Source organism: Shewanella sp. YQ_9, assembly GCF_043103185.1.
Lineage (GTDB): Bacteria > Pseudomonadota > Gammaproteobacteria > Enterobacterales > Shewanellaceae > Shewanella > Shewanella algae.
The window spans coordinates 14,765-34,550 of the sequence record NZ_JBICJO010000005.1 but is presented as its reverse complement, the minus strand read 5'-3'; the positions used below and the strand labels follow the sequence as shown (position 1 = coordinate 34,550).

Genomic DNA, 19,786 nt, shown 5'->3' with positions numbered 1-19,786 from the left:
AATGATACCCTTCAATATGCCTCCGAAAACAGGTAATGAAATTAAAAATATTAAAAATGCTATTGAATCTGAAAGGTTGTGTGGTGACGGTCATTATTCCAAGATATGTCAAGTCTGGTTGGAAAATAATTTTAACGCGAAGAAAGCCCTATTAACACCTTCGTGTACAGCAGCTTTAGAGCTCGCTGCGATCCTAATTGAAATCGAGCCAGGTGATGAAGTTATAATGCCTTCTTACACTTTTGTTTCTACAGCCAATGCATTTGTTCTTAGAGGTGCCAAGATAGTGTTTGTTGATGTTAGAGCAGATACTATGAATATTGATGAGCGGTTAATTGAAAAAGCAATTACTGATAAAACTAAAGCTATAGTTCCAGTTCATTATGCTGGAGTGGCCTGTGAAATGGATATAATAATGTCTATTGCTGATAAGTATGGTATCTGGGTTGTAGAGGATGCAGCTCAAGGTGTGATGTCTACTTATAAAAATAGAGCATTAGGGACTATAGGACATATTGGTTGTTATAGTTTTCATGAGACTAAAAATTACACTGCAGGAGGTGAGGGAGGAGCCATTTTAATTAATTCCGATGAATTTATTGAAAGAGCTGAGATTATTAGAGAAAAAGGAACTAATAGAAGTCAATTTTTGAATGGAATAGTTGATAAATATACTTGGCATGATATTGGTTCTAGTTTTTTGCCTAGTGAGATTCAGGCAGCTTATTTGTATTCTCAGTTAGAACTTGCTAGTTTGATAAATAGTTATAGGTTGGAATTGTGGGATTTATATTATCAAGAGTTAGAAGGCGTATTTGATAGGAATCAATTACCAATAATTCCAGTATCTGTAAGTCATAATGCACACATGTTTTATATTAAGTTAGAATCGGAACATAAAAGAAGCATGTTTATTGAATTTATGAAAAAAGAAGGTGTTATTACGCCATTTCACTATGTTCCTCTTCATGCTAGCCCCGCCGGTGTGAAGTTTGGTAGATTCTTTGGTAATGATATATATACGACTTTTGAAAGTTCTCGTTTGGTTCGATTACCATTGTTTTATAATATGAGAAAAGAAGACGTGCTGTATGTATGTGATGCAATTAGAAAATACACTTCTGGTTTGTATGAAAAATGATTAGAGATAGCTTCCTGTCAATTACTTCCAATCTTTTTAGGATGCTGGCTGGATTGGTTCTAATTAAACTCGTCTCCATAATGTTAGGGCCAGAAGGACTGGGTAAGCTTGGTCATTATATAAATATTTTTACAATTGTTGCTATGCTCAGCGGCGGAGGGATAGCTAAAGCAGTAATATCAAGGATAGCGACTAAATCTTCTAATGCAGATAAAGCATCTTTTATAAGAAATGCTACGGTGTATTCGTTTTGGTTTAATACTCTTTTATTGATTTTGTTTTTTATAGCCTATGGGATATATTCAAACTTATTTAATGGTATAGATACAACACTTTTTATTGTATTGATCTTTCTATCAATTATATCTATGACATTATTGAGCTTTTTTAACGGTGTAGTGCTAGGTCGAGGGATTAATACTCTTTACTATATAAATCAAATAATAGGTTCTTTCGTATATGTAATTGCATCATTTTTACTAATATATTTTTTTGGTTTTTATGGGGCGGTATTAGCTGTATTCTTATCTTATACTATTTACATTTTTACTAGCTTTTTTGTTGGCTTTAGGGTCTGGAAGATAAGTATTAGCACAACCTTTAGTGACTTTGAACCCAGGAGTTTCTTTAATTTAAATGAAGGGCGCTTTCTCTTAAGGTATACAATGATGGTTTTTTTTTCATGTATATCTGCACCTCTTTGTGAAATGGTAATAAGAGAGTACCTAATTGAAAATAGTGGTTTGAATGATGCTGGATATTGGCAGGCATTAACGAGGTTGTCAGCAGCGTATATGAGCTTTTTCACTATTATATTAACTACAATATATCTTCCAAAATTGTCAAGGTTTGGTGATAACTTAAGCGGGAAAGTTTTTTCAATTAAAATCGCATTTTTCATTTTAGGTCTATACCTTTTGATGGGGGGGGGGATCTTTGTTTTTGATGATCATATTATATCATTTTTATTTTCCAATGAGTTTTCCGTTATAACTGACGTGCTCCTTAAGCAATATTTTGCAGATGCTTTTAAATTAGTTACAATGTTGTTTGGTTTTTACTTTCTTGCCTTCTCGAAAGTAAAACTTTTCTTAATGCTAGAATTGGCAGTCTATGGTAGTTTTTTGTTTCTTGTTTTAAAATTTTCTTTTCCAAGTTTTAAGGATGTTGTCGATTACTATTTCTTGTCTACATCTTCAGTATTTCTTGTTTGCTTGAGTGTTTTTGTATTTAGCTTGTTGAGAGGCCGAGATGCTATTTGTTGTAAGTAACTTTGTTATGAATGGTGGTACAACATTCGTTTTCAGAATGGCAGAAGAAAGATATAAAAGAGGACTTGCAACTACAATATTATCAATTGAAAGTAATGTAAATAAAGAGCTTGTGGCTCGTGTTAAAGAGTTTGCATCTTTTTATTTGTTAGAAGATTTTGTAACCTTCGGTCTAGGTAAGGTGTTTGTCAAACAGCTAGTTATTACCGCGCCGTTAAAAAAGGCTAAGTTAAAGAAAGTCATTGATGACTCACATGGCAATGTTCATTGTATGGGAGTTTATGGTCTTTTGTTGTCACGTCGTTTTAGTCAATTTTACCCAAAGAAACTTAATATAACAACAGCAGTTTATCATCAAAATGAATACCTTTTCAAGTCAAAAAAATATTATTTTAAAGATATCTTTGAGCTAATTTTGCAAAGTTTTTCATCTGACCAAATGATTTTTTTTAATGAAAAAAATAGACAGGATTACGCTAATAAATTTAATCTAGATTTCGAAAAGTCTCCTCTCACACCGATAGGTTTAAATTTAAGTGATAGGGCGTGGAGAAGTACAAAAACCGATAATGACAAGCTTAAAATCATAAGTATAGGTAATCTTTTTGATTTTAAAAAGTATATCGAGGCTATGATTGAAAATTTTAATGAAATTCTCAGGTTGGATGATAGATTTGAGTTTCATATATATGGTGACGGGCCGGAAAAAGATAGGTTATATGATTTAGTTTTATCAAAAGGTTTATCTGGTAAAGTTTTTTTACATGGTCAGTTTGATTATGCTTTATTAACGGATGTGGTGAGAGGCAGTTTTGCATTTCTTGGTGGTGGTACAGCAATCATAGAGGCGTCATCCTATGGTATACCCAGTATTATTGGTATTGAGTCATTTGAATTGCCTGAAACATATGGTTTCTTTTACGAGATAAATGGGCTCGATTATAATGAATATAAATTCGATATGCCTCGACGTTCCTTTTCGAATTGTATTAGAGTCTTGCTTGATGCGTCAGAGTGGAATGATGTATCCCATCGTTGCTATATTAAAAGTCAGGAGTTCAGTATTGAGAAAACCTTAGAAACTTTCGAATTGAGCTTTTCAAGCTCAGCTCTAACTGATATTAAGAGTGTAAGTTTTTCTAATAGTAGACTGCTAATCTCTCTATTGTCTATGGCTTTTAATTATTATTTGAAATTAGATGATGGAATAAGAAATAGGAGGCTGCAAGGAAATTTTGATGAAAGTCACTAATAACAATGCCTTGTCTTTTTCTTATGCCATTATTGTATTTTTATTCAGTGTTATTGTCTTTGAATTTTTCACTTTAGGAGACCAATATCATTATAGTAAGTACTATCTAGAGCTTAAAGATTATGAAGATATTCTGATGGCGTTTCTGATGTACACCAGAGCGCTTTCAACAACAGAGCCAGGATATTTTATTGTCACTTATATTTCATCTAAATATCTATATCTTGATAAGTATTTATTGGTTTCTTTAATTAATTCAATTTTGGCATTTGTTGTCTGTAGTTTGCTTTTAAGAGTTAGGGTAAATAGGTTTTTAGTTTTCTTTCTTATTTTTTTTAATTTTTACTTGTTTGTTCTGTATTTCTCAGCTGAAAGGTTGAAGTTTGCGCTGTTATTTTTTGCTATTGCGATTTATATAGAAAAAGGGAAGCTTGCATATTTTTTAATGGCAGTGTCCATTTTGTTTCATTCTCAAATGATATTGTTTGTTTATTGCTATTTTATTTTAAATTTTAATGTGGGGAATTACTTAAGGTATAGCAACAAGTCTGATTTAGTTATTAAGTTCTTTTTACTTATGTTGTTGATTGTTGTTTTTTTGTATATGTTTCCTCATATCCAAAATAAGTTGGCTGGTTACTCTGCTATAAATATGAGCTTTGATGAGTTGATAAAACCGGCTGTTTTTGGTTTTTTGATATTGTATTACTCTGGTTTTAAACAAGTAAAATGGTTTTTCCTTGTTCTTCCATTTCTAGTCGTTTCATACTTCACAGGTGGCGAGAGGCTGGTTTTTATATTGTATTTTTTTCTTGTTTATTTGCTTGTTAAAAACAAGAGAGAATTGACACCTTTAAATTTGTTGCTTACGGCATATTTTTCTTACAAAGGTATTGGCTTTATTTATAATATTTTTGCCTATGGTGATGGATTTAATTCTGCCGGTATAACAAGTTTTTAGTATTTTTTTTGGAGTCTTAATAAGTGTATTTTCTTGGTGATTTAGCTGTTAATGATAACATCGTGGTCGATAGAGATTTTTCTGAAAATGAATACCTTGTTGTAAATTGTGAAGGCTACTTGAATACTAGCAAATCACAACCAAAATTCAATAGTGGTGTTTTTAATAATGTAGATGTTATTTTGTCTGCATTCCCCAAAGAAAGATTAATTTTATCTTTGGCCAATAATCACATTATGGATAAAGTTGATGGTGTTGAAGCAACAATTGATATCGCAGAATCCAATAGACTTTTATATACGGGCGCCAATTTAAGTTTGGATAGTGCACTAAAGCCTCTAATAGTTATCGAAAATGGTGTCGAAGTAGCACTTATTTCCGCCGGCTGGGATTTAATCGGATGTTTACACGCAACGTATGATTCGCAAGGAGTATTTCCTTTGTTAAGGAAATATTTAATGTCAGAAATAAATAAGCAAGTGGAACAAGGAAGGAAAGTAGCGCTTTTTCTCCATTGGGGATATGAAACGGAAATGTATCCGTTACCTTTGCATAGAAACATGGCGTTCGAGTTTATTGATGCAGGAGTTGACATTATTGTTGGCTGTCATGCTCACTGTTTACAAGGTTACGAAGTATATAACGGAAAACATATTTTTTATGGGATTGGCAACAGTGCGTTTCAGCAAGGTTTTTATTATGAAGGCAAGCTAAATTTTCCTAAATATTGTGATGTGGGATTGGCTGTTAATTGGTCACCCATAAATGGAGAAGTGATGATATCCGAAACTAAGTTTTGTGATAACAAACTAATTTTTTCTGATTTTAGTTGTCCAGAGCGTAGTGTAGATCTGGTACAATTATCTAAGTTTAACGGAATGAATTCTAAAGAGTATGTCGAGTTTTTTAGAGTGAATCGTGTTAAGAGGAAAGGTTTACCTGTTTTTGTTAAGAAAGACAATAGTTTAGATTATATGATAAAATTGCATTATGTAAAATTTAGAGCTAAGTTGATTCACTTTTTATTTAAGATTGGGATAAAGAGAAGATGAAATTTGACCTGATATCTGTAATAAAAAGTAAATTTGTCAATTTGCCTTTCCCTATTGGTAAGCTTATATCCTATATCCCTTTTTATATTAGGCCTGGAATATCGTCAGTATATTCATTGCGTCAAAGGGAGATAGATCGTTTTCGTGACTTTCATGAATGTGAAAAACAGGATTTTATTTTTTCTAGGATTAAGGATGTTACTAATTTTGCTTATAATAATGTAGAGTTTTATTATGATTTCTATAATAAAAAAGGCTTCCACCCTTCTGTACTAAGATGTTTTGATGATATACCAAAAATCCCTATAATCTATAAGTCTGATCTTCAAAGGTTTGATTTAAATAAACGATCATGTCGACGTATAAAGTCTTATGTAGAAAATACAGGAGGAAGTTCAGGAAATCCTTTGGAGTTATTAATTGAACCGTCTAGTGTCGGTCATGAATGGGCTCATATGCACAATGTTTGGGCAAGGTTGGAATATAAGCCATCTGATTTGCGCATAGTTTTTTCTGGACGCTCAACTATTAGTGGAGGGGTGCAGTATGATTCAGCACGTCATCAGTTAAATGTGGATATTTATGCTGGTTGGCAAGTTGTCGCCGATAAGTTATTTGAGACTTTTAGTAAATACAAGCCTAGCTATTTGCATGGTTACCCCAGCGCTATTTTCGACTTTGTTTTATGGCTAGAAAGTAAAAAGCATCCTTTACTATCAGTTCTTAAACGAAATATACGCGGTATGATGTTGGGCTCAGAGTTTCCTAACCCATGCTTACGCGATAAAGTGGAAAGTCTTTTAAGTTGTGAATCCGTGTCTTGGTATGGGCATACTGAGCGTTGTGTATTGGCGTATGAAAGTAAAGAAAAGCAGGTTTATAAACCACTTCCAACTTATGGATATGCTGAAGCAGTAGATGTCGAGGGAGAGGTAAAGCTCGTTGCGACCAGCTATTATAATTATGCTCACCCCCTTATAAGGTATAATACCGAAGATGGAATAGAACCGTTAAATGATCACTTGATACTCGACTCTTTTTCAATATCTAAAGGTAGAGATGGAGATTTTATTCTCGATCTGGATGGAAATAGAATTTTTTTAACGGGCCTTATTTTCGGTAGGCACCACAAGTTGTTTGACTACAGCACCAATGTGCAGGTTTATCAAAACGAACCTGGACATGCTTTGATTTTATACGTTCCCCGAGTTGGCTTCGATGGTGAACCTGAAGAGCTATTTGACGTAAGTAGTGTTGCCTTAGAGTTTTCTTTTAAGGAAATAGCAGAACCATACAAAACTAAAAGTGGTAAAACCCCCTTATTGGTAAAGGAATTATGAAACAAGTATTACAAAGTTTAGCTAATGGTGAGACGTCTTTAGAAGATGTCCCATGCCCAAAAGCGAAAGTTGGAAACGTACTAATTGAAACTACAAAAACTCTTGTGTCGGTTGGTACCGAACGAATGTTGGTAGACTTTGGTAAGGCTGGACTAATTGAAAAGGCTCGGTCTCAGCCAGATAAAGTGAAAATGGTTCTGGATAAAGTTAAAACCGATGGGTTAATGGCAACCTACGAAACAGTGCGCTCTAAACTGGATCAACCTCTTCCTTTAGGTTATTGCAATGTAGGTAAAGTGCTTGATGGTAGTGACTCAGGTTTTGAAGTTGGTACTCGTGTTGTATCAAATGGCAACCACGCTGAAGTGGTACGCGTTCCCAAAAACTTAGTAGCTGCTATTCCTGATGGGGTTGATGACGAATCAGCATCATTTACTGTGCTTGGGGCGATTGCCATGCAGGGCATTCGTTTGATTAAACCAACTATTGGCGAAACGGTTGTTGTAACAGGATTAGGTCTTATCGGTTTGTTAGCCGTGCAGATATTAAAGGCCAATGGCTGTCGCGTGTTAGGGATTGACTTTGATTCTACGAAATGTGAACTCGCAAAACAGTTTGGTGCTGAAGTTGTCGATCTTTCTAAAGGTGAAGATGCACTTGTGGTTGCCGAGGCATTCTCACGCGGGCGTGGTGTTGATGCGGTGCTTATTACGGCTAGTTCGAAAAGTAATGACATAATGCACCAAGCAGCTACCATGTGCCGTAAGCGTGGCCGCATTGTTTTAGTTGGTGTTGTAGGCTTGGAGCTTAGCCGCGCTGACTTTTATGAAAAAGAAATTACTTTCCAAGTATCTTGTTCATATGGTCCCGGACGTTACGACGAAGAATACGAGAATAAGGGAAGAGATTATCCCTTTGCTTTCGTGCGTTGGACGGAGCAGCGTAACTTTGAGGCAATTCTTGATTTAATGTCATCTGGAGCCATCAATGTCAAGCCTCTGGTTAGTCACCGCTTTTCTATTGATAATGCAAAAGCTGCCTATGAAAAATTGGATGATCGCTCCTCACTAGGTATCGTTCTAGATTACAACGAATCTAATGGTTCTGAGCTAACAAAATCTACAGTCGTACTAGATGAACAGAAGAGTTTTTCTGCTAGTAAGGGTAATGTAGCTTTTGTTGGGGGCGGTAACTATGCTTCTCGAGTGCTTATTCCAGCATTTAGGAAGGCTCGAGCAAATCTCACCACTATCGTTACAAGTGGTGGTATTAGTGCGGTACACCATGGTAAGAAAAACGGATTTGTTAATGCTTCAACTGACATGGAGCAAGCGTTAGACGCACATACAGATACCGTGGTGATAGCAACTCAGCATAACTTACATGCGTCCCAAGCGATTGCAGCCCTTGAAAAAGGCAAACATGTATTTGTTGAAAAGCCATTAGCACTGAATCACAGTGAAATTGACGCCATTGAAGCAGCACAAAAGACGGCTAATACCATTCTAATGGTGGGCTACAATCGTCGTTTCGCACCACAAATACAAAAAATGAAAGAGCTACTTGATAAAAAAGCAGCCCCTAAAACTTTCATTATGACTATGAATGCTGGTGAAATCCCTAAGGAGCACTGGACGCAAGACCCCAGTGTGGGTGGGGGGCGTATTATCGGTGAAGCCTGTCATTATATCGATCTGATGCGTTTTTTAGCTGGTTCTAAGATTACGTCATTTAACGCGGTTAAAATGGGTGACAATGATTACGTTGAAGTTACCGAAGACAAGGCTATTATCACGCTCACCTTTGAAGATGGCTCTGTAGGTTCTATCCATTATTTTGCAAATGGTGGCAAAGCCTTCCCGAAAGAGCGCGTTGAAGTATTTTGTGATGATGCAGCTTTGCAGTTGGACAACTTCCGCAAGCTTACTGGTTTTGGTTGGAAAGGGTTCAGTAAAATGAACCTATGGTCCCAGGATAAGGGTCAAGTAAAGTGCTCCAAAGCGTTTATTGGTGCAGTCCAGCAGGGAGGTGCAAGTCCTATTCCGTTAACGGAAATATTAGAGGTTGCTAGAATCTCTGTTGATATCGCCGAACAGCTTCGTTAACGAAAAGGATACTTGAGGGGCGAAGAGCCCCTTATTTTATTTAAAATGAATAAGCTTATTTTATTATTTCATACCTTAAAATATTTAAAATGGCAGCAGTTTTTATTTCGGATTCGCCATAAATTTGTAAAGCCTAAGGTTTCGGAATATTTAGAAAATGCCTGTCCCACACGAAGCGACAACTGGTGTGTGGTTGAATTGTATGAAGAAAAAATAACGGATGAGCTCAAAGCTACATTCTTAGGCCACACCAAGATATTGAATCTTCCATTAGATTGGAATGACGAATCGCACAGTAAATTATGGACTTATAACCTTCATTATTTTGAAGATTTACTTGCCTTCAATGCTGAGCATAAGCGCGAGTTCCATCTGAATTTATTGAGTCGTTGGATAGAAGAAAACCCAGTGGGTTATGGTAATGGATGGGAGCCATATCCGGCATCTTTGCGCATCGCAAATATTTTAAAGGCTTGGCTAAATGGTTTGCCAATAAGACAAAACCATATTGATAGTGTATATGCTCAGGCAAGTTATCTTTCAAATGATTTAGAGAAGCACCTACTTGGTAATCACTATTTTGTAAATCTGAAAGCTCTTCTATTTGCAGGGGTCATATTCAATAACGAACGCTGGTTGAATATAGCAGAAAAAGGTTTGTTGATAGAGATTCCTGAGCAAACTTTGGATGACGGTGCAAATTTTGAATTGACGCCTATGTACCACTCCTTATTACTAGTAGATATGTTAGACATGTACAATCTATGTGGTGCGTACTCTGACAAGGTTTCTAAAAGTCTTAAGCAGTGTATTGAACTTTATATCCCTAAGATGTTGCGATTCATGGAAGTTATGAGCCACCCAGACAAAGGTGTTTCATTCTTCAATGATTCAGTTGATGGCATCGCTCCTAGCAAGGTGGCCATAGAGTCTTATGCTAAAAAATTAGGTTTCCCATTAACTACTATAGACTTGAAATTGAAACAAGCTCTAATTCAGAGTGATAGCGGTTATATGGTGGCGGTGAATAATGGTGCAAAAGTAATATTTGATGCGGCAGAAGTTGGCCCTGATTACATTCCGGGGCATGCTCATGCAGACACTTTATCTTTTGAATTGTCACTGGGTATGCAGAGAGTATTCGTGAACTCTGGAACTTCCGAGTATGGCTTAGGACCATTAAGAATGCTGCAGCGAAAAACTTTAAGCCATAACACAGTTGAGGTGAATGGACGAGATTCATCACAAGTTTGGAGTGGTTTTCGTGTTGCTAAACGGGCACGTATAGTCAGTCGTGGGTATACCGAAAGTAGCGGAGCGATATCTTTGTATGCAAGTCATAATGGCTATGGCAACTGTATTCATAAGAGGCAGCTCACGTTGGGCAAGGATTACCTCCAAATTGAAGATGAGTTACAAGGTAATTTTGAAAAAGCAGTTGGTCGGTTATATCTACACCCTGATCTGAATGTTATTTTGGATGCAAAAAAACTTTTTATAAAAGGTGCTGGGGTGTCAATGTATTGTGCTATAAATGATGATATTGATGTATCCTTGGAGGAGAGTAAATGGTTTCCAGGTTTCGGCCAAGCTATTGCTAATAAGTGTCTGGAAGTTGAGTTTAAAAACAATAAAACCATGATGAAGTTTTTCTTCGAGACAGAACAGCTTAAATAATTTAGGAGAGACGCATTGCGTATTTTGGTACTGTCTTTTTATTACTCACCCGATTTATGTGCTGGTTCATTTAGAACATCCGCTTTGGTGTCAGAGCTGTCAAAGCTTGAAAATGTATCATTAGATATCGTTACAACTATGCCCAATAGATATGCCTCTTTTGGTGCTAAAGCAGAAAAGTATGAGCAGGTAGGAAGTAATGTGAACGTAACTAGAGTTGAGCTTCCTAATCACAATAGCGGCATGTTGGATCAGAGTAAGGCGTTTTATAGTTACTACAGAACCGTTAAAAATCACGTTAAGACAGAGTGCTATGATTTGGTTTTTGCTACTAGCTCAAGGTTATTTACGGCGTTTCTTGGGGCTCAGATAGCGAGAAGTAAATCAATTCCTTTGTATTTGGATATTAGGGATATTTTTATTGATACCTTAAATGATGTACTGCCGTCGATGATTGCACGCCTATCTTTGCCAATTTTAAAGCAAATAGAGAAGGTTACATTTAATCGAGCCTCCCATATTAACTTGGTGTCTAAGGGATTTGAAGAGTATTTTCGTTCTCGTTTTATTTGTGAAAGCTATACTTTTTTCAGTAACGGGATAGATACAGAGTTTCTGAGGGACCCTCAGGGATGCGGAAAGCTGGATTCAGAAGAAGTGATTTCCAAAGTTAATAAGCCGATCGAGATCTTATATGCTGGGAATATCGGTGAAGGGCAAGGGCTACATGGTATAGTGCCCGGTCTTGCTGCAGAGTTAGGAAAAAATTACCAAATTAAGGTGCTTGGTGATGGCGGAAGAAAGCGGCAACTAGTGGAATCTCTAGAAAATTCAATTAATGTTGAATTATTGCCACCTGTATCAAGAACTGAGTTAGTCAAGTACTATGAATCCAGTGATATACTGTTTCTCCATCTGAATGACTATCCTGCGTTTGAAAAGGTGTTACCGTCAAAAATTTTCGAATATGCCGCTGTAGGGAAACCAATTTTGGCCGGAGTGTCAGGTTTTTCAGCTAAGTTTATTTCCGAAGAAGTTGATAATGCAGCTGTTTTCAAACCTAAAGATGTACAAGAGGCTGTTGCGGCCCTGTCAAAGTTACAACTCAATTATACAAACAGAGCGTCGTTCGTTAATAAGTACACTAGAAAAAACATCATGAAAGAAATGGTTAACTCAATTGTCAGTTTAGAATACAGAAAATGAAAAAAGTATTATTAACAGGTTATTCAGGCTTTTTAGGTACTCATCTAGTTCCTGAACTTATTGATGACTATGAATTGGTTTTTTTTGGACGAACAGCACCTAAAGAGTTTGTATGCAGCTATTTTAAAGGGAATCTTCTTAAAAACACTGATTTTTTACCTTCATTAGTGGATTGTAGCGTTGTGGTCCATGCTGCAGCTCGTGTACATGTTATGGATGAGAAAGAAACAGAACCTCTGTTGGCGTTTCGTGAGGTGAATACATATGCAACAATAGAACTTGCCAGACAAGCTGCCAAAGCGGGAGTTAGTCGTTTTATTTTCATCAGTTCTGTAAAAGTCAACGGAGAAAGGACTACAGGGAGAGGGCCCTATACTGTGGAGGATTCTACAGCGCCTGAAGACCCTTATGGAATATCTAAAGCGGAAGCCGAACAAGAATTACTAGATATTGCTAAAAATACGGGGATGGAAGTAGTTATAATCCGTCCGCCGCTGGTATATGGTAAAGGAGTTAAAGCTAATTTTGCTTCGTTGATGAACCTTGTTGCGAAAGGAATTCCTCTTCCGTTTAGTTGCATTAATATGAATAAGCGTAGTCTCGTTTCAGTCACTAATCTTGTTGACTTGATTATTACCTGCATTGATCACCCAAAAGCTGCTAATCAGGTATTTTTGGTTTCCGATGACCACGATATTTCTACAGCTGAAATGGTAAAGCATATGTCTCAAGCACTAGGGAAATCGTGTCGATTACTCCCCGTCCCTTTGTGGTGCTATCGTTTAGTGGGTAAGTTAACAGGAAAAATGGATGTTGTTGATAGACTCATAGGCTCACTGCAGGTTGACATCACTCATACTAAGAACACGCTGGACTGGACACCGCCACAAACGCTTGAAGAAGGTTTTAAAGAGACAGCAGAAGCTTTTCTCCTTAATAAAGACAGATAGAGTATTTATATGATTCGTATAATTGATTTTTTAGCAGCCTTCTTTGGCTTATTGTTACTTTGGCCTGTATTACTGATTATAACTATCATTGGCATGTTCGATACAGGTTCTCCAATTTTTATACAAACTCGAGTTGGAAAAAATAAAAGACCCTTTGATTTGATCAAGTTTCGTACAATGTCGGTTGAAACTAAATCAGTCGCTAGTCACCTAGCGAGTAATGCCTCAATCACTAAGTTAGGAATGTTTCTCCGTAAGACTAAAATTGACGAATTGCCGCAATTGATTAATGTTCTTAAAGGTGAAATGAGTCTGGTAGGTCCGCGTCCCAACTTATTTAATCAAGAAGAGCTAATTAAAGAGCGGGACGCTCTAGGTGTGTATGACATTTTACCAGGCATAACTGGCTTAGCCCAAGTGCAAAACATCGATATGTCGACACCTAAGTTATTGGCTGAAACAGATAAAAAGATGATCGATACCTTAAATGTTAAAAATTATTTCAAGTATATATTGATGACAGTGACAGGTAGTGGTAGCGGTGATGCTGTAAAATAGTGCTCTCTAAAAATAGCACGCTCTATTGGAAGATACACTCTATTACCTTGTTTTAGCTACAATAACGCCGACCCAAGTCGTCTCATCTTGCTAGCAAAGCGCGACTTAGTGTCTCACGCGAGATTTTTAGTTTGTTAAGCCAAGCTTGATAGCTCTTAGGTATCGTGTTTTCCAAGAGGGAGTTGTTCCTTACCACTTGGAGTGGGTATCCTTTCGGTACTAATTTACGTAACAAGTGCCGATGCTTACCCCTATGGCATGATTGATGTGATAATATGAGCACTTTGGCTACTGTTGTCGAGTCACATACTTTAAGATTGTAATATATTATGAACTTAAATTTTTTGGAGCGAAAAATGGATTTTTTGCAAAGCTTGTTTGGTTTGAAGCGCACGCATAAACGTGTGGTTAGTCTTATCATTGATGCTTTATTTCTCAGTTTCGCTTTTTGGTCAGCATTGCTAGTGCGCATCGATGACATTGCAGTTCTGGCCAATTCCCGTTACTGGCTGCTACTTTTTATGGTTGTCCCTTTGAGCTTAGTGGGTTTTGCGAAGCTAGGGTTATATCGTGCGGTATTGCGCTACATGGGACTGCAGGCTCTTACGGCCATTGGTTTCGGCGTGATGCTTTCAACCATTATATTGGTCCTTTTTGCGTTTTATGTTGATGCACAATTGCCGCGAACTGTACCTGTGATTTATGCGGCATTTTCATTGGTATTTATAGGTGGCTCCAGGGCAATTGTTCGCTCTCTGGTGGGGGCGGGCATGAAGCGTGTCGGGGAACCTGTCATTATCTATGGCGCGGGTGTTAGTGGCAGACAGTTGTTAACTGCACTTTCTCAAAGCCATGAATATTACCCTTTTGCGTTTGTCGATGATGATGAAACATTGCACGGTACTGTGATTCAGGGAGTACATGTTCATTCACCTTCAATCATTCGGACGTTAATCAAGCAAAAAGCGGCCACTAAGATATTGCTGGCCATTCCTAGTGCACCTCGCTCTCGTCGTCAGGCGATTTTGGAGCAGTTAGAAACGCTGGCTGTACAGGTGCTTACTTTGCCTGCTATGGCTGATATCGTCAGCGGTAATAAGCTTTATAGCGATATTAAAGAAGTTGAAATTGATGATTTGCTCGGGCGTGATTGTGTTGCGCCTAGGGCTGATCTGTTGGCGGCTAATATTCGTGACAAAGTTGTTATGGTTACGGGGGCCGGGGGCTCTATCGGTTCTGAGTTATGTAGACAGATCCTAAAGCAGTCGCCTAAAAAATTGGTGTTGTTTGAGTTGTCTGAGTTTGGCTTGTATTCCATCGACCGCGAACTTAAAGCCATAGCGAAAGAGTTATCTCTTGATGTACAGATCTATCCCATGATGGGGTCAGTACAGCGGGAGAATCGTGTTCAGGCGGTAATGGAAGCGTTTGAGGTTCAGACAGTTTATCACGCAGCAGCCTACAAGCATGTACCACTTGTTGAGCACAATGTTGTAGAAGGTGTGCGTAACAACGTGTTCGGTACTTTGTATACTGCCCGTGCTGCTATTGCGGCTAACGTTGAAACACTTGTGCTGGTCAGTACTGATAAAGCTGTTAGGCCCACCAACGTGATGGGGACCACTAAGCGTATGGCTGAATTAGTCCTTCAAGCATTAGCGGATAAAGGAAGTGCTACCCGTTTTTGTATGGTTCGGTTTGGTAATGTTTTGGGCTCTTCCGGGTCCGTTGTGCCGCTATTCAGAAAACAGATAGCAAATGGTGGCCCTGTTACAGTAACTCATCCTGAAATTACCCGCTTTTTTATGACTATACCTGAAGCTTCTCAGTTGGTTATTCAAGCCGGTGCTATGGGCAAAGGCGGGGACGTTTTTGTGTTAGATATGGGCAAGTCAGTCAAGATTGTTGATTTGGCAACCAAGATGATTCGTCTTAGTGGCTTTGAAGTTAAAGATGAAAAGCATCCTGACGGTGATATTGCCATTGAGTTTTCGGGGTTACGACCAGGCGAAAAGCTCTATGAAGAGTTGCTGATTGGAGATGATGTGACCGGCACTGAACATGAGCGGATTATGACCGCCAACGAAGTCTTTTTAAAATGGTCAGAACTTGAAGTGATCTTGGAGCGTTTAGACAAAGCGTGCCATGAGTTCCAGCATGAAGAGATAAGGGACATTCTTCTTTCTACACCAACAGGCTTTAGTCCAACAGATGGTATTTGTGATTTAGTCTGGCTGCAGAAAAATCATGATAGTAAGAACAACGACATTAAGAACAACGACATTAAGGACAAAAAAGTCATTCCTCTTGTTTCTTAATTTTTCTCTTAGTCCAATGAAACTCCTTTTTATTTGAGGGGTTTCCTTTTCGAGTATTTTTATGAAAGTAGTTATTCCCGTAGCGGGGCTTGGTACCCGTATGCTTCCTTCACCAGGCTGCATGTTTTGTTCAGAGTATTCAAACATTGCAGCAAGTAAAGATTGCTTGTCTTGAGGAAATAGCTTTGCGACAGCATTGGATATCCAAAGAACAACTCAGGCAACACGCGATATCTATGGGAAGCAATGAATATGCAGCCTATCTTTGCTCTTTACTCGATTTATGAATTCTGTCTTGTATCTGTCGTTTTTCTCCTGTGCTAAGTTAGCGTACAGCATAAACCATTGGGCAATAAAATGAAGATAGTGGTTGTTGGTACGGGTTATGTGGGCTTGTCAAATGCTGTGTTGTTGGCACAACATAACCAGGTGTGGGCTTTGGATGTCTCCTCGGAGAGGGTGGCAATGGTCAATGCCGGGCGCTCGCCCATCGCCGATGAGCTTATTGAACAGCACTTGGTGAGCAATAAGTTGCAGTTAACTGCCACAACGGACAAAGAAGTCTATCGCGGTGCAGATTATGTCATCATTGCAACACCGACTGATTATGACCCCAAGACTAACTACTTTGATACCAGTACCGTCGATGAGGTGACGCGGGACATTGTCGCCGTTAATCCCTCTGCTTGCATTGTAATTAAATCAACTGTGCCAGTTGGTTTCACCAGAGCATTACGTGAGAAGTACAACTCGACCAATATCATATTCTCCCCTGAGTTTTTGAGAGAAGGCAAAGCCTTATACGATAACCTCTATCCTTCGAGGATCATTGTCGGCGAACGTTCTGAGCGGGCAGAGCGCTTTGCTCATCTGCTAGCGGAAGCCGCGCTAAAGCCTGATATCCCGGTACTTTTTACCGGCAGCACAGAAGCCGAAGCCATTAAGCTTTTTGCCAACACATACTTGGCCATGCGTGTGGCTTATTTTAATGAGCTGGATACTTACGCTGAAACCCATGGGCTGGATACCCGCCAGATAATCGACGGTGTTTGTTTGGACCCCAGGATTGGGAGTCACTATAACAACCCATCATTCGGTTATGGTGGCTACTGTTTACCGAAAGATACCAAGCAACTGCTTGCCAATTACAACCAAGTTCCCAACAATCTGATTGCGGCCATAGTGGACGCCAATAGAACTCGTAAGGACTTTATTGCGGACTCTATTATTGCCAGAAAGCCTAAAGTGGTTGGGGTGTATCGGCTGATAATGAAGTCTGGCTCAGATAACTTCCGCGCTTCTGCAGTGCAAGGTGTGATGAAGCGGATCAAGGCCAAAGGGATTGAAGTGGTGGTTTACGAGCCAGTACTTGAGGAGAATGAGTTTTTCCGCTCGCGAGTGATAAGCGACTTGGCTGAGTTTAAGCAGATCTCTGATGTGATTATTTCCAATCGCATGGTCGATGAGCTAAAAGATGTGGCCGATAAAGTCTATACCCGGGATCTGTTTGGAAATGATTGAATACGCCGCAGAAGGGCTGCAAGTTGAATGAGACCAACAAAAATGAAATATCTGGTTACCGGCGCAGCCGGCTTTATCGGTGCCCGAGTTTGCGAGCGTTTGTGTGAAGCGGGGTTTGAAGTTGTTGGTATCGACAATCTCAATGATTACTACGATGTCAGTTTAAAACAGGCCAGATTGCAAAAGCTGGCTGACTTTAACCATTTTCAATTCCAAAAGCTTGATCTTGCCGACAGGGAAGCCATGGCTGAACTCTTTGCCAAAGGCAGTTTCAAGCGGGTTATCCACTTGGGTGCCCAAGCCGGCGTCCGTTATTCGATTGAAAATCCCTATGCTTATGCAGACAGTAATCTTGTCGGTACTCTTACTGTGTTGGAAGGTTGTCGCCATCATGGCATAGAGCATTTGGTGTACGCCTCTTCCAGCTCTGTTTATGGCCTCAACAAGAAGATGCCGTTTGCGACAACGGATTCGGTTGATCATCCGGTTTCTTTTTATGCGGCGACCAAAAAAGCCAATGAGATGATGGCTCATAGCTATGCGCACCTATATGGCTTGCCCACAACGGGACTGAGGTTTTTCACCGTCTATGGCCCATGGGGGCGACCGGATATGGCACCTATGCTGTTTGCCGATGCCATTACCTCTGGCAGGCCCATCAAGGTGTTTAATCAGGGGGATATGAGCCGCGACTTCACCTTTATTGATGATATTGTCGAAGGCATTATCAGAGTGGCCGATAAAGTGCCAAAGACACAAAGTGATTGGACAGTAGAGCAGGGCACTCCGGCAACAAGCAGTGCTCCATATCGCGTGTACAACATAGGCAATGGCAGCCCGGTTCGTTTATTGGACTTTATCAGCGAGCTTGAAGCAGCGCTCGGGAAAAAGGCCGAAAAAATTATGCTGCCTATGCAAGATGGTGATGTCCGGGCCACTTGGGCAGATACAGAAGATTTATTTAAAGCTGTGGCTTACAAACCACAAATTGGGATCAGTGAAGGGGTGAAGGCTTTTGCCGATTGGTATAAAGTCTTTTATTGATAAAAGAGCCATAGTGCGCTTCAGATCTGAAGCGCACTATGGCTTGACTTGGCTGTATTAGCTTAACTATGCAGCTTTACACTGCACCAATTACTGTTCTTTACTCAACCTGTAGTTATCCGCCAGGCTGCCGGTGATGCGGTTGCCTTCTCTATCCAGCATAAACAGCTGATTTTCCCCTACCAGATATTTACTGCCATCCTCAAGGGTGATTTTGCCGCCGCTGGCATCCCAGGTGAACTTGCCGCTTTCGCTGAATATGCTCTCGTCCTTACCTTGATACACTTGCTGCAGGCGATAGCTGTTGTCTCCCTTGAGCGTCAGCGTGGTTTCTATTCCTGAGCAATCAGCACAGGGCAGCAGCCCTTTATAACTTCCTTCCCAATCCAGCGCATTTTGGCTGGTATCACCCATTGGTACTTGCGCTGTTTGCTCAGCGGGGGCTGTAGCCGTTTCTGTTTGGCTGTTAGTGGCTGGAGATTGTGTCTCCTGGTCTTGGCAAGCCGCCAAGCCAAGTGCCATACCACTCGTCATCAATAACGCAAAAATAGTGGACTTGTTCATGGTTTATTCCCTTAAGTTACCTAAGTTGGCCTTCAGGCTAGCACAGCTGTTTTGGCGGGAGTAAGGCTTTTGTCACACCATCTGGGTTACGGTTCAGAGCATATTCAGTCACGTAACCGGCTTGTTTACGCAATGCAATGGAAAGGCTATCGTGCTATGGCTGCGACTCCTGCTACAATCCCTCCAATTACCGTTTTTTGTGTCTCTTGATGAAAGCTCAATCTCTCCCTTTATCCGGTCTGATATTGTTTACGCCCGAGATCTTCAGCGATACCCGGGGCTATTTTATGGAGTGCTTTCGAGCCTCCGGTTTTGAAAAAGCCTTGATGGATTCCGGTCAGGCTGCTGTCACTTTGGTGCAGGAAAATCACAGTTGCTCTGGCGCGGGAGTGCTTAGGGGGCTTCACTTTCAGTGCCAATATCCCCAGGGAAAGTTGATTCGGGTTATCAGCGGTGAGATCTACGATGTCGCTGTCGATATTCGTCCCCAATCTCCCACTTTTGGAAAGTGGCACGGTTTGTATTTATCGGCACAAAATCGCTGTCAGCTATGGATCCCACCGGGTTTTGCCCATGGTTTTTATGTGACCAAGGGGCCGGCCGAGGTGATATACAAGTGCAGCGATTATTATCAGCCCGGCGATGAGGGTGCCATTGTCTGGAACGATGCCGACTTAGCGATAGACTGGCCGCTGAATACCGCACTGGGTGAGCCATTACTCTCTGCCAAAGACAGACAGGCCAAGCCCTTTTGCGCTCAAAAGTGGGTTTAAACACGAATACTTGATAGTAGTTACTGACTTCCAATCTTTGGCTTAGAGAATGG

At 39.6% G+C, this 19,786-nt stretch carries 16 protein-coding genes; 15 read left to right on the top strand and 1 reads right to left on the bottom strand.

Annotated elements, in window-relative coordinates; all coding sequences use genetic code 11:
• Nucleotide 1: 1 nt before the first annotated feature.
• The 14 genes from rffA (at nucleotide 2) to ACF8D4_RS01710 (ending at nucleotide 18,396) form a co-directional block, all read left to right on the top strand.
• Nucleotides 2-1,141, top strand: coding sequence for a dTDP-4-amino-4,6-dideoxygalactose transaminase (gene rffA / locus ACF8D4_RS01775; RefSeq protein WP_392464468.1), 1,140 nt, complete (start codon nucleotides 2-4; stop codon nucleotides 1,139-1,141).
• Nucleotides 1,138-2,412: an oligosaccharide flippase family protein gene (locus tag ACF8D4_RS01770; RefSeq protein ID WP_392464467.1), complete on the top strand. Its 1,275-nt coding sequence runs from the start codon at nucleotides 1,138-1,140 to the stop codon at nucleotides 2,410-2,412. The genes rffA and ACF8D4_RS01770 overlap by 4 nt, the downstream gene beginning before the upstream one ends.
• Nucleotides 2,393-3,664 carry a glycosyltransferase gene (locus tag ACF8D4_RS01765; protein WP_392464465.1) on the top strand — a complete coding sequence of 424 codons (1,272 nt, stop codon included), beginning with the start codon at nucleotides 2,393-2,395 and terminating at the stop codon, nucleotides 3,662-3,664. The genes ACF8D4_RS01770 and ACF8D4_RS01765 overlap by 20 nt, the downstream gene beginning before the upstream one ends.
• The gene (locus ACF8D4_RS01760) at nucleotides 3,651-4,625 is read left to right on the top strand and encodes a hypothetical protein (protein ID WP_392464463.1); all 975 of its coding nucleotides are present in this window, start codon (nucleotides 3,651-3,653) and stop codon (nucleotides 4,623-4,625) included. Before ACF8D4_RS01765 ends, ACF8D4_RS01760 begins: the two co-directional genes overlap by 14 nt.
• 23 nt (nucleotides 4,626-4,648) lie before the next feature.
• Nucleotides 4,649-5,677 carry a CapA family protein gene (locus ACF8D4_RS01755; protein ID WP_392464461.1) on the top strand — a complete coding sequence of 343 codons (1,029 nt, stop codon included), beginning with the start codon at nucleotides 4,649-4,651 and terminating at the stop codon, nucleotides 5,675-5,677.
• Nucleotides 5,674-7,017 (top strand): hypothetical protein, encoded by a 1,344-nt coding sequence (locus ACF8D4_RS01750; RefSeq protein ID WP_392464459.1) that lies wholly within the window; start codon nucleotides 5,674-5,676, stop codon nucleotides 7,015-7,017. Before ACF8D4_RS01755 ends, ACF8D4_RS01750 begins: the two co-directional genes overlap by 4 nt.
• Nucleotides 7,014-9,122 (top strand): bi-domain-containing oxidoreductase, encoded by a 2,109-nt coding sequence (locus ACF8D4_RS01745; protein WP_392464458.1) that lies wholly within the window; start codon nucleotides 7,014-7,016, stop codon nucleotides 9,120-9,122. The genes ACF8D4_RS01750 and ACF8D4_RS01745 overlap by 4 nt, the downstream gene beginning before the upstream one ends.
• 12 nt (nucleotides 9,123-9,134) lie before the next feature.
• The gene (locus ACF8D4_RS01740; protein ID WP_392464457.1) at nucleotides 9,135-10,799 is read left to right on the top strand and encodes a heparinase II/III family protein; all 1,665 of its coding nucleotides are present in this window, start codon (nucleotides 9,135-9,137) and stop codon (nucleotides 10,797-10,799) included.
• Nucleotides 10,800-10,814: 15 nt separating this feature from the next.
• On the top strand, nucleotides 10,815-12,005 hold the full coding sequence (locus ACF8D4_RS01735; RefSeq protein WP_392464456.1) for a glycosyltransferase family 4 protein: 1,191 nt from the start codon (nucleotides 10,815-10,817) through the stop codon (nucleotides 12,003-12,005).
• Entirely contained in the window at nucleotides 12,002-12,955 is a 954-nt protein-coding gene (locus tag ACF8D4_RS01730) for a UDP-glucose 4-epimerase family protein (protein ID WP_392464454.1), read from the top strand. The genes ACF8D4_RS01735 and ACF8D4_RS01730 overlap by 4 nt, the downstream gene beginning before the upstream one ends.
• Before the next feature lie 9 nt (nucleotides 12,956-12,964).
• Entirely contained in the window at nucleotides 12,965-13,513 is a 549-nt protein-coding gene (locus ACF8D4_RS01725; protein ID WP_368881700.1) for a sugar transferase, read from the top strand.
• A gap of 356 nt (nucleotides 13,514-13,869) precedes the next feature.
• Complete coding sequence (locus ACF8D4_RS01720) at nucleotides 13,870-15,831, top strand: polysaccharide biosynthesis protein (protein WP_392464452.1); 1,962 nt, start codon at nucleotides 13,870-13,872, stop codon at nucleotides 15,829-15,831.
• Nucleotides 15,832-16,188: 357 nt separating this feature from the next.
• Nucleotides 16,189-17,352, top strand: coding sequence for a nucleotide sugar dehydrogenase (locus ACF8D4_RS01715; RefSeq protein ID WP_345888063.1), 1,164 nt, complete (start codon nucleotides 16,189-16,191; stop codon nucleotides 17,350-17,352).
• A 42-nt stretch (nucleotides 17,353-17,394) separates the two neighbouring features.
• Nucleotides 17,395-18,396: an NAD-dependent epimerase gene (locus tag ACF8D4_RS01710; RefSeq protein WP_392464450.1), complete on the top strand. Its 1,002-nt coding sequence runs from the start codon at nucleotides 17,395-17,397 to the stop codon at nucleotides 18,394-18,396.
• Between the two features lie 90 nt (nucleotides 18,397-18,486).
• Here the strand turns inward: ACF8D4_RS01710 and ACF8D4_RS01705 are convergent, their stop codons facing one another.
• Nucleotides 18,487-18,960 (bottom strand): copper resistance protein NlpE, encoded by a 474-nt coding sequence (locus ACF8D4_RS01705; protein ID WP_243757253.1) that lies wholly within the window; start codon nucleotides 18,958-18,960, stop codon nucleotides 18,487-18,489.
• A 209-nt stretch (nucleotides 18,961-19,169) separates the two neighbouring features.
• Between ACF8D4_RS01705 and rfbC the strand changes: the two genes are divergently transcribed.
• On the top strand, nucleotides 19,170-19,733 hold the full coding sequence (gene rfbC / locus ACF8D4_RS01700) for a dTDP-4-dehydrorhamnose 3,5-epimerase (protein WP_392464449.1): 564 nt from the start codon (nucleotides 19,170-19,172) through the stop codon (nucleotides 19,731-19,733).
• Nucleotides 19,734-19,786 lie beyond the last annotated feature (53 nt).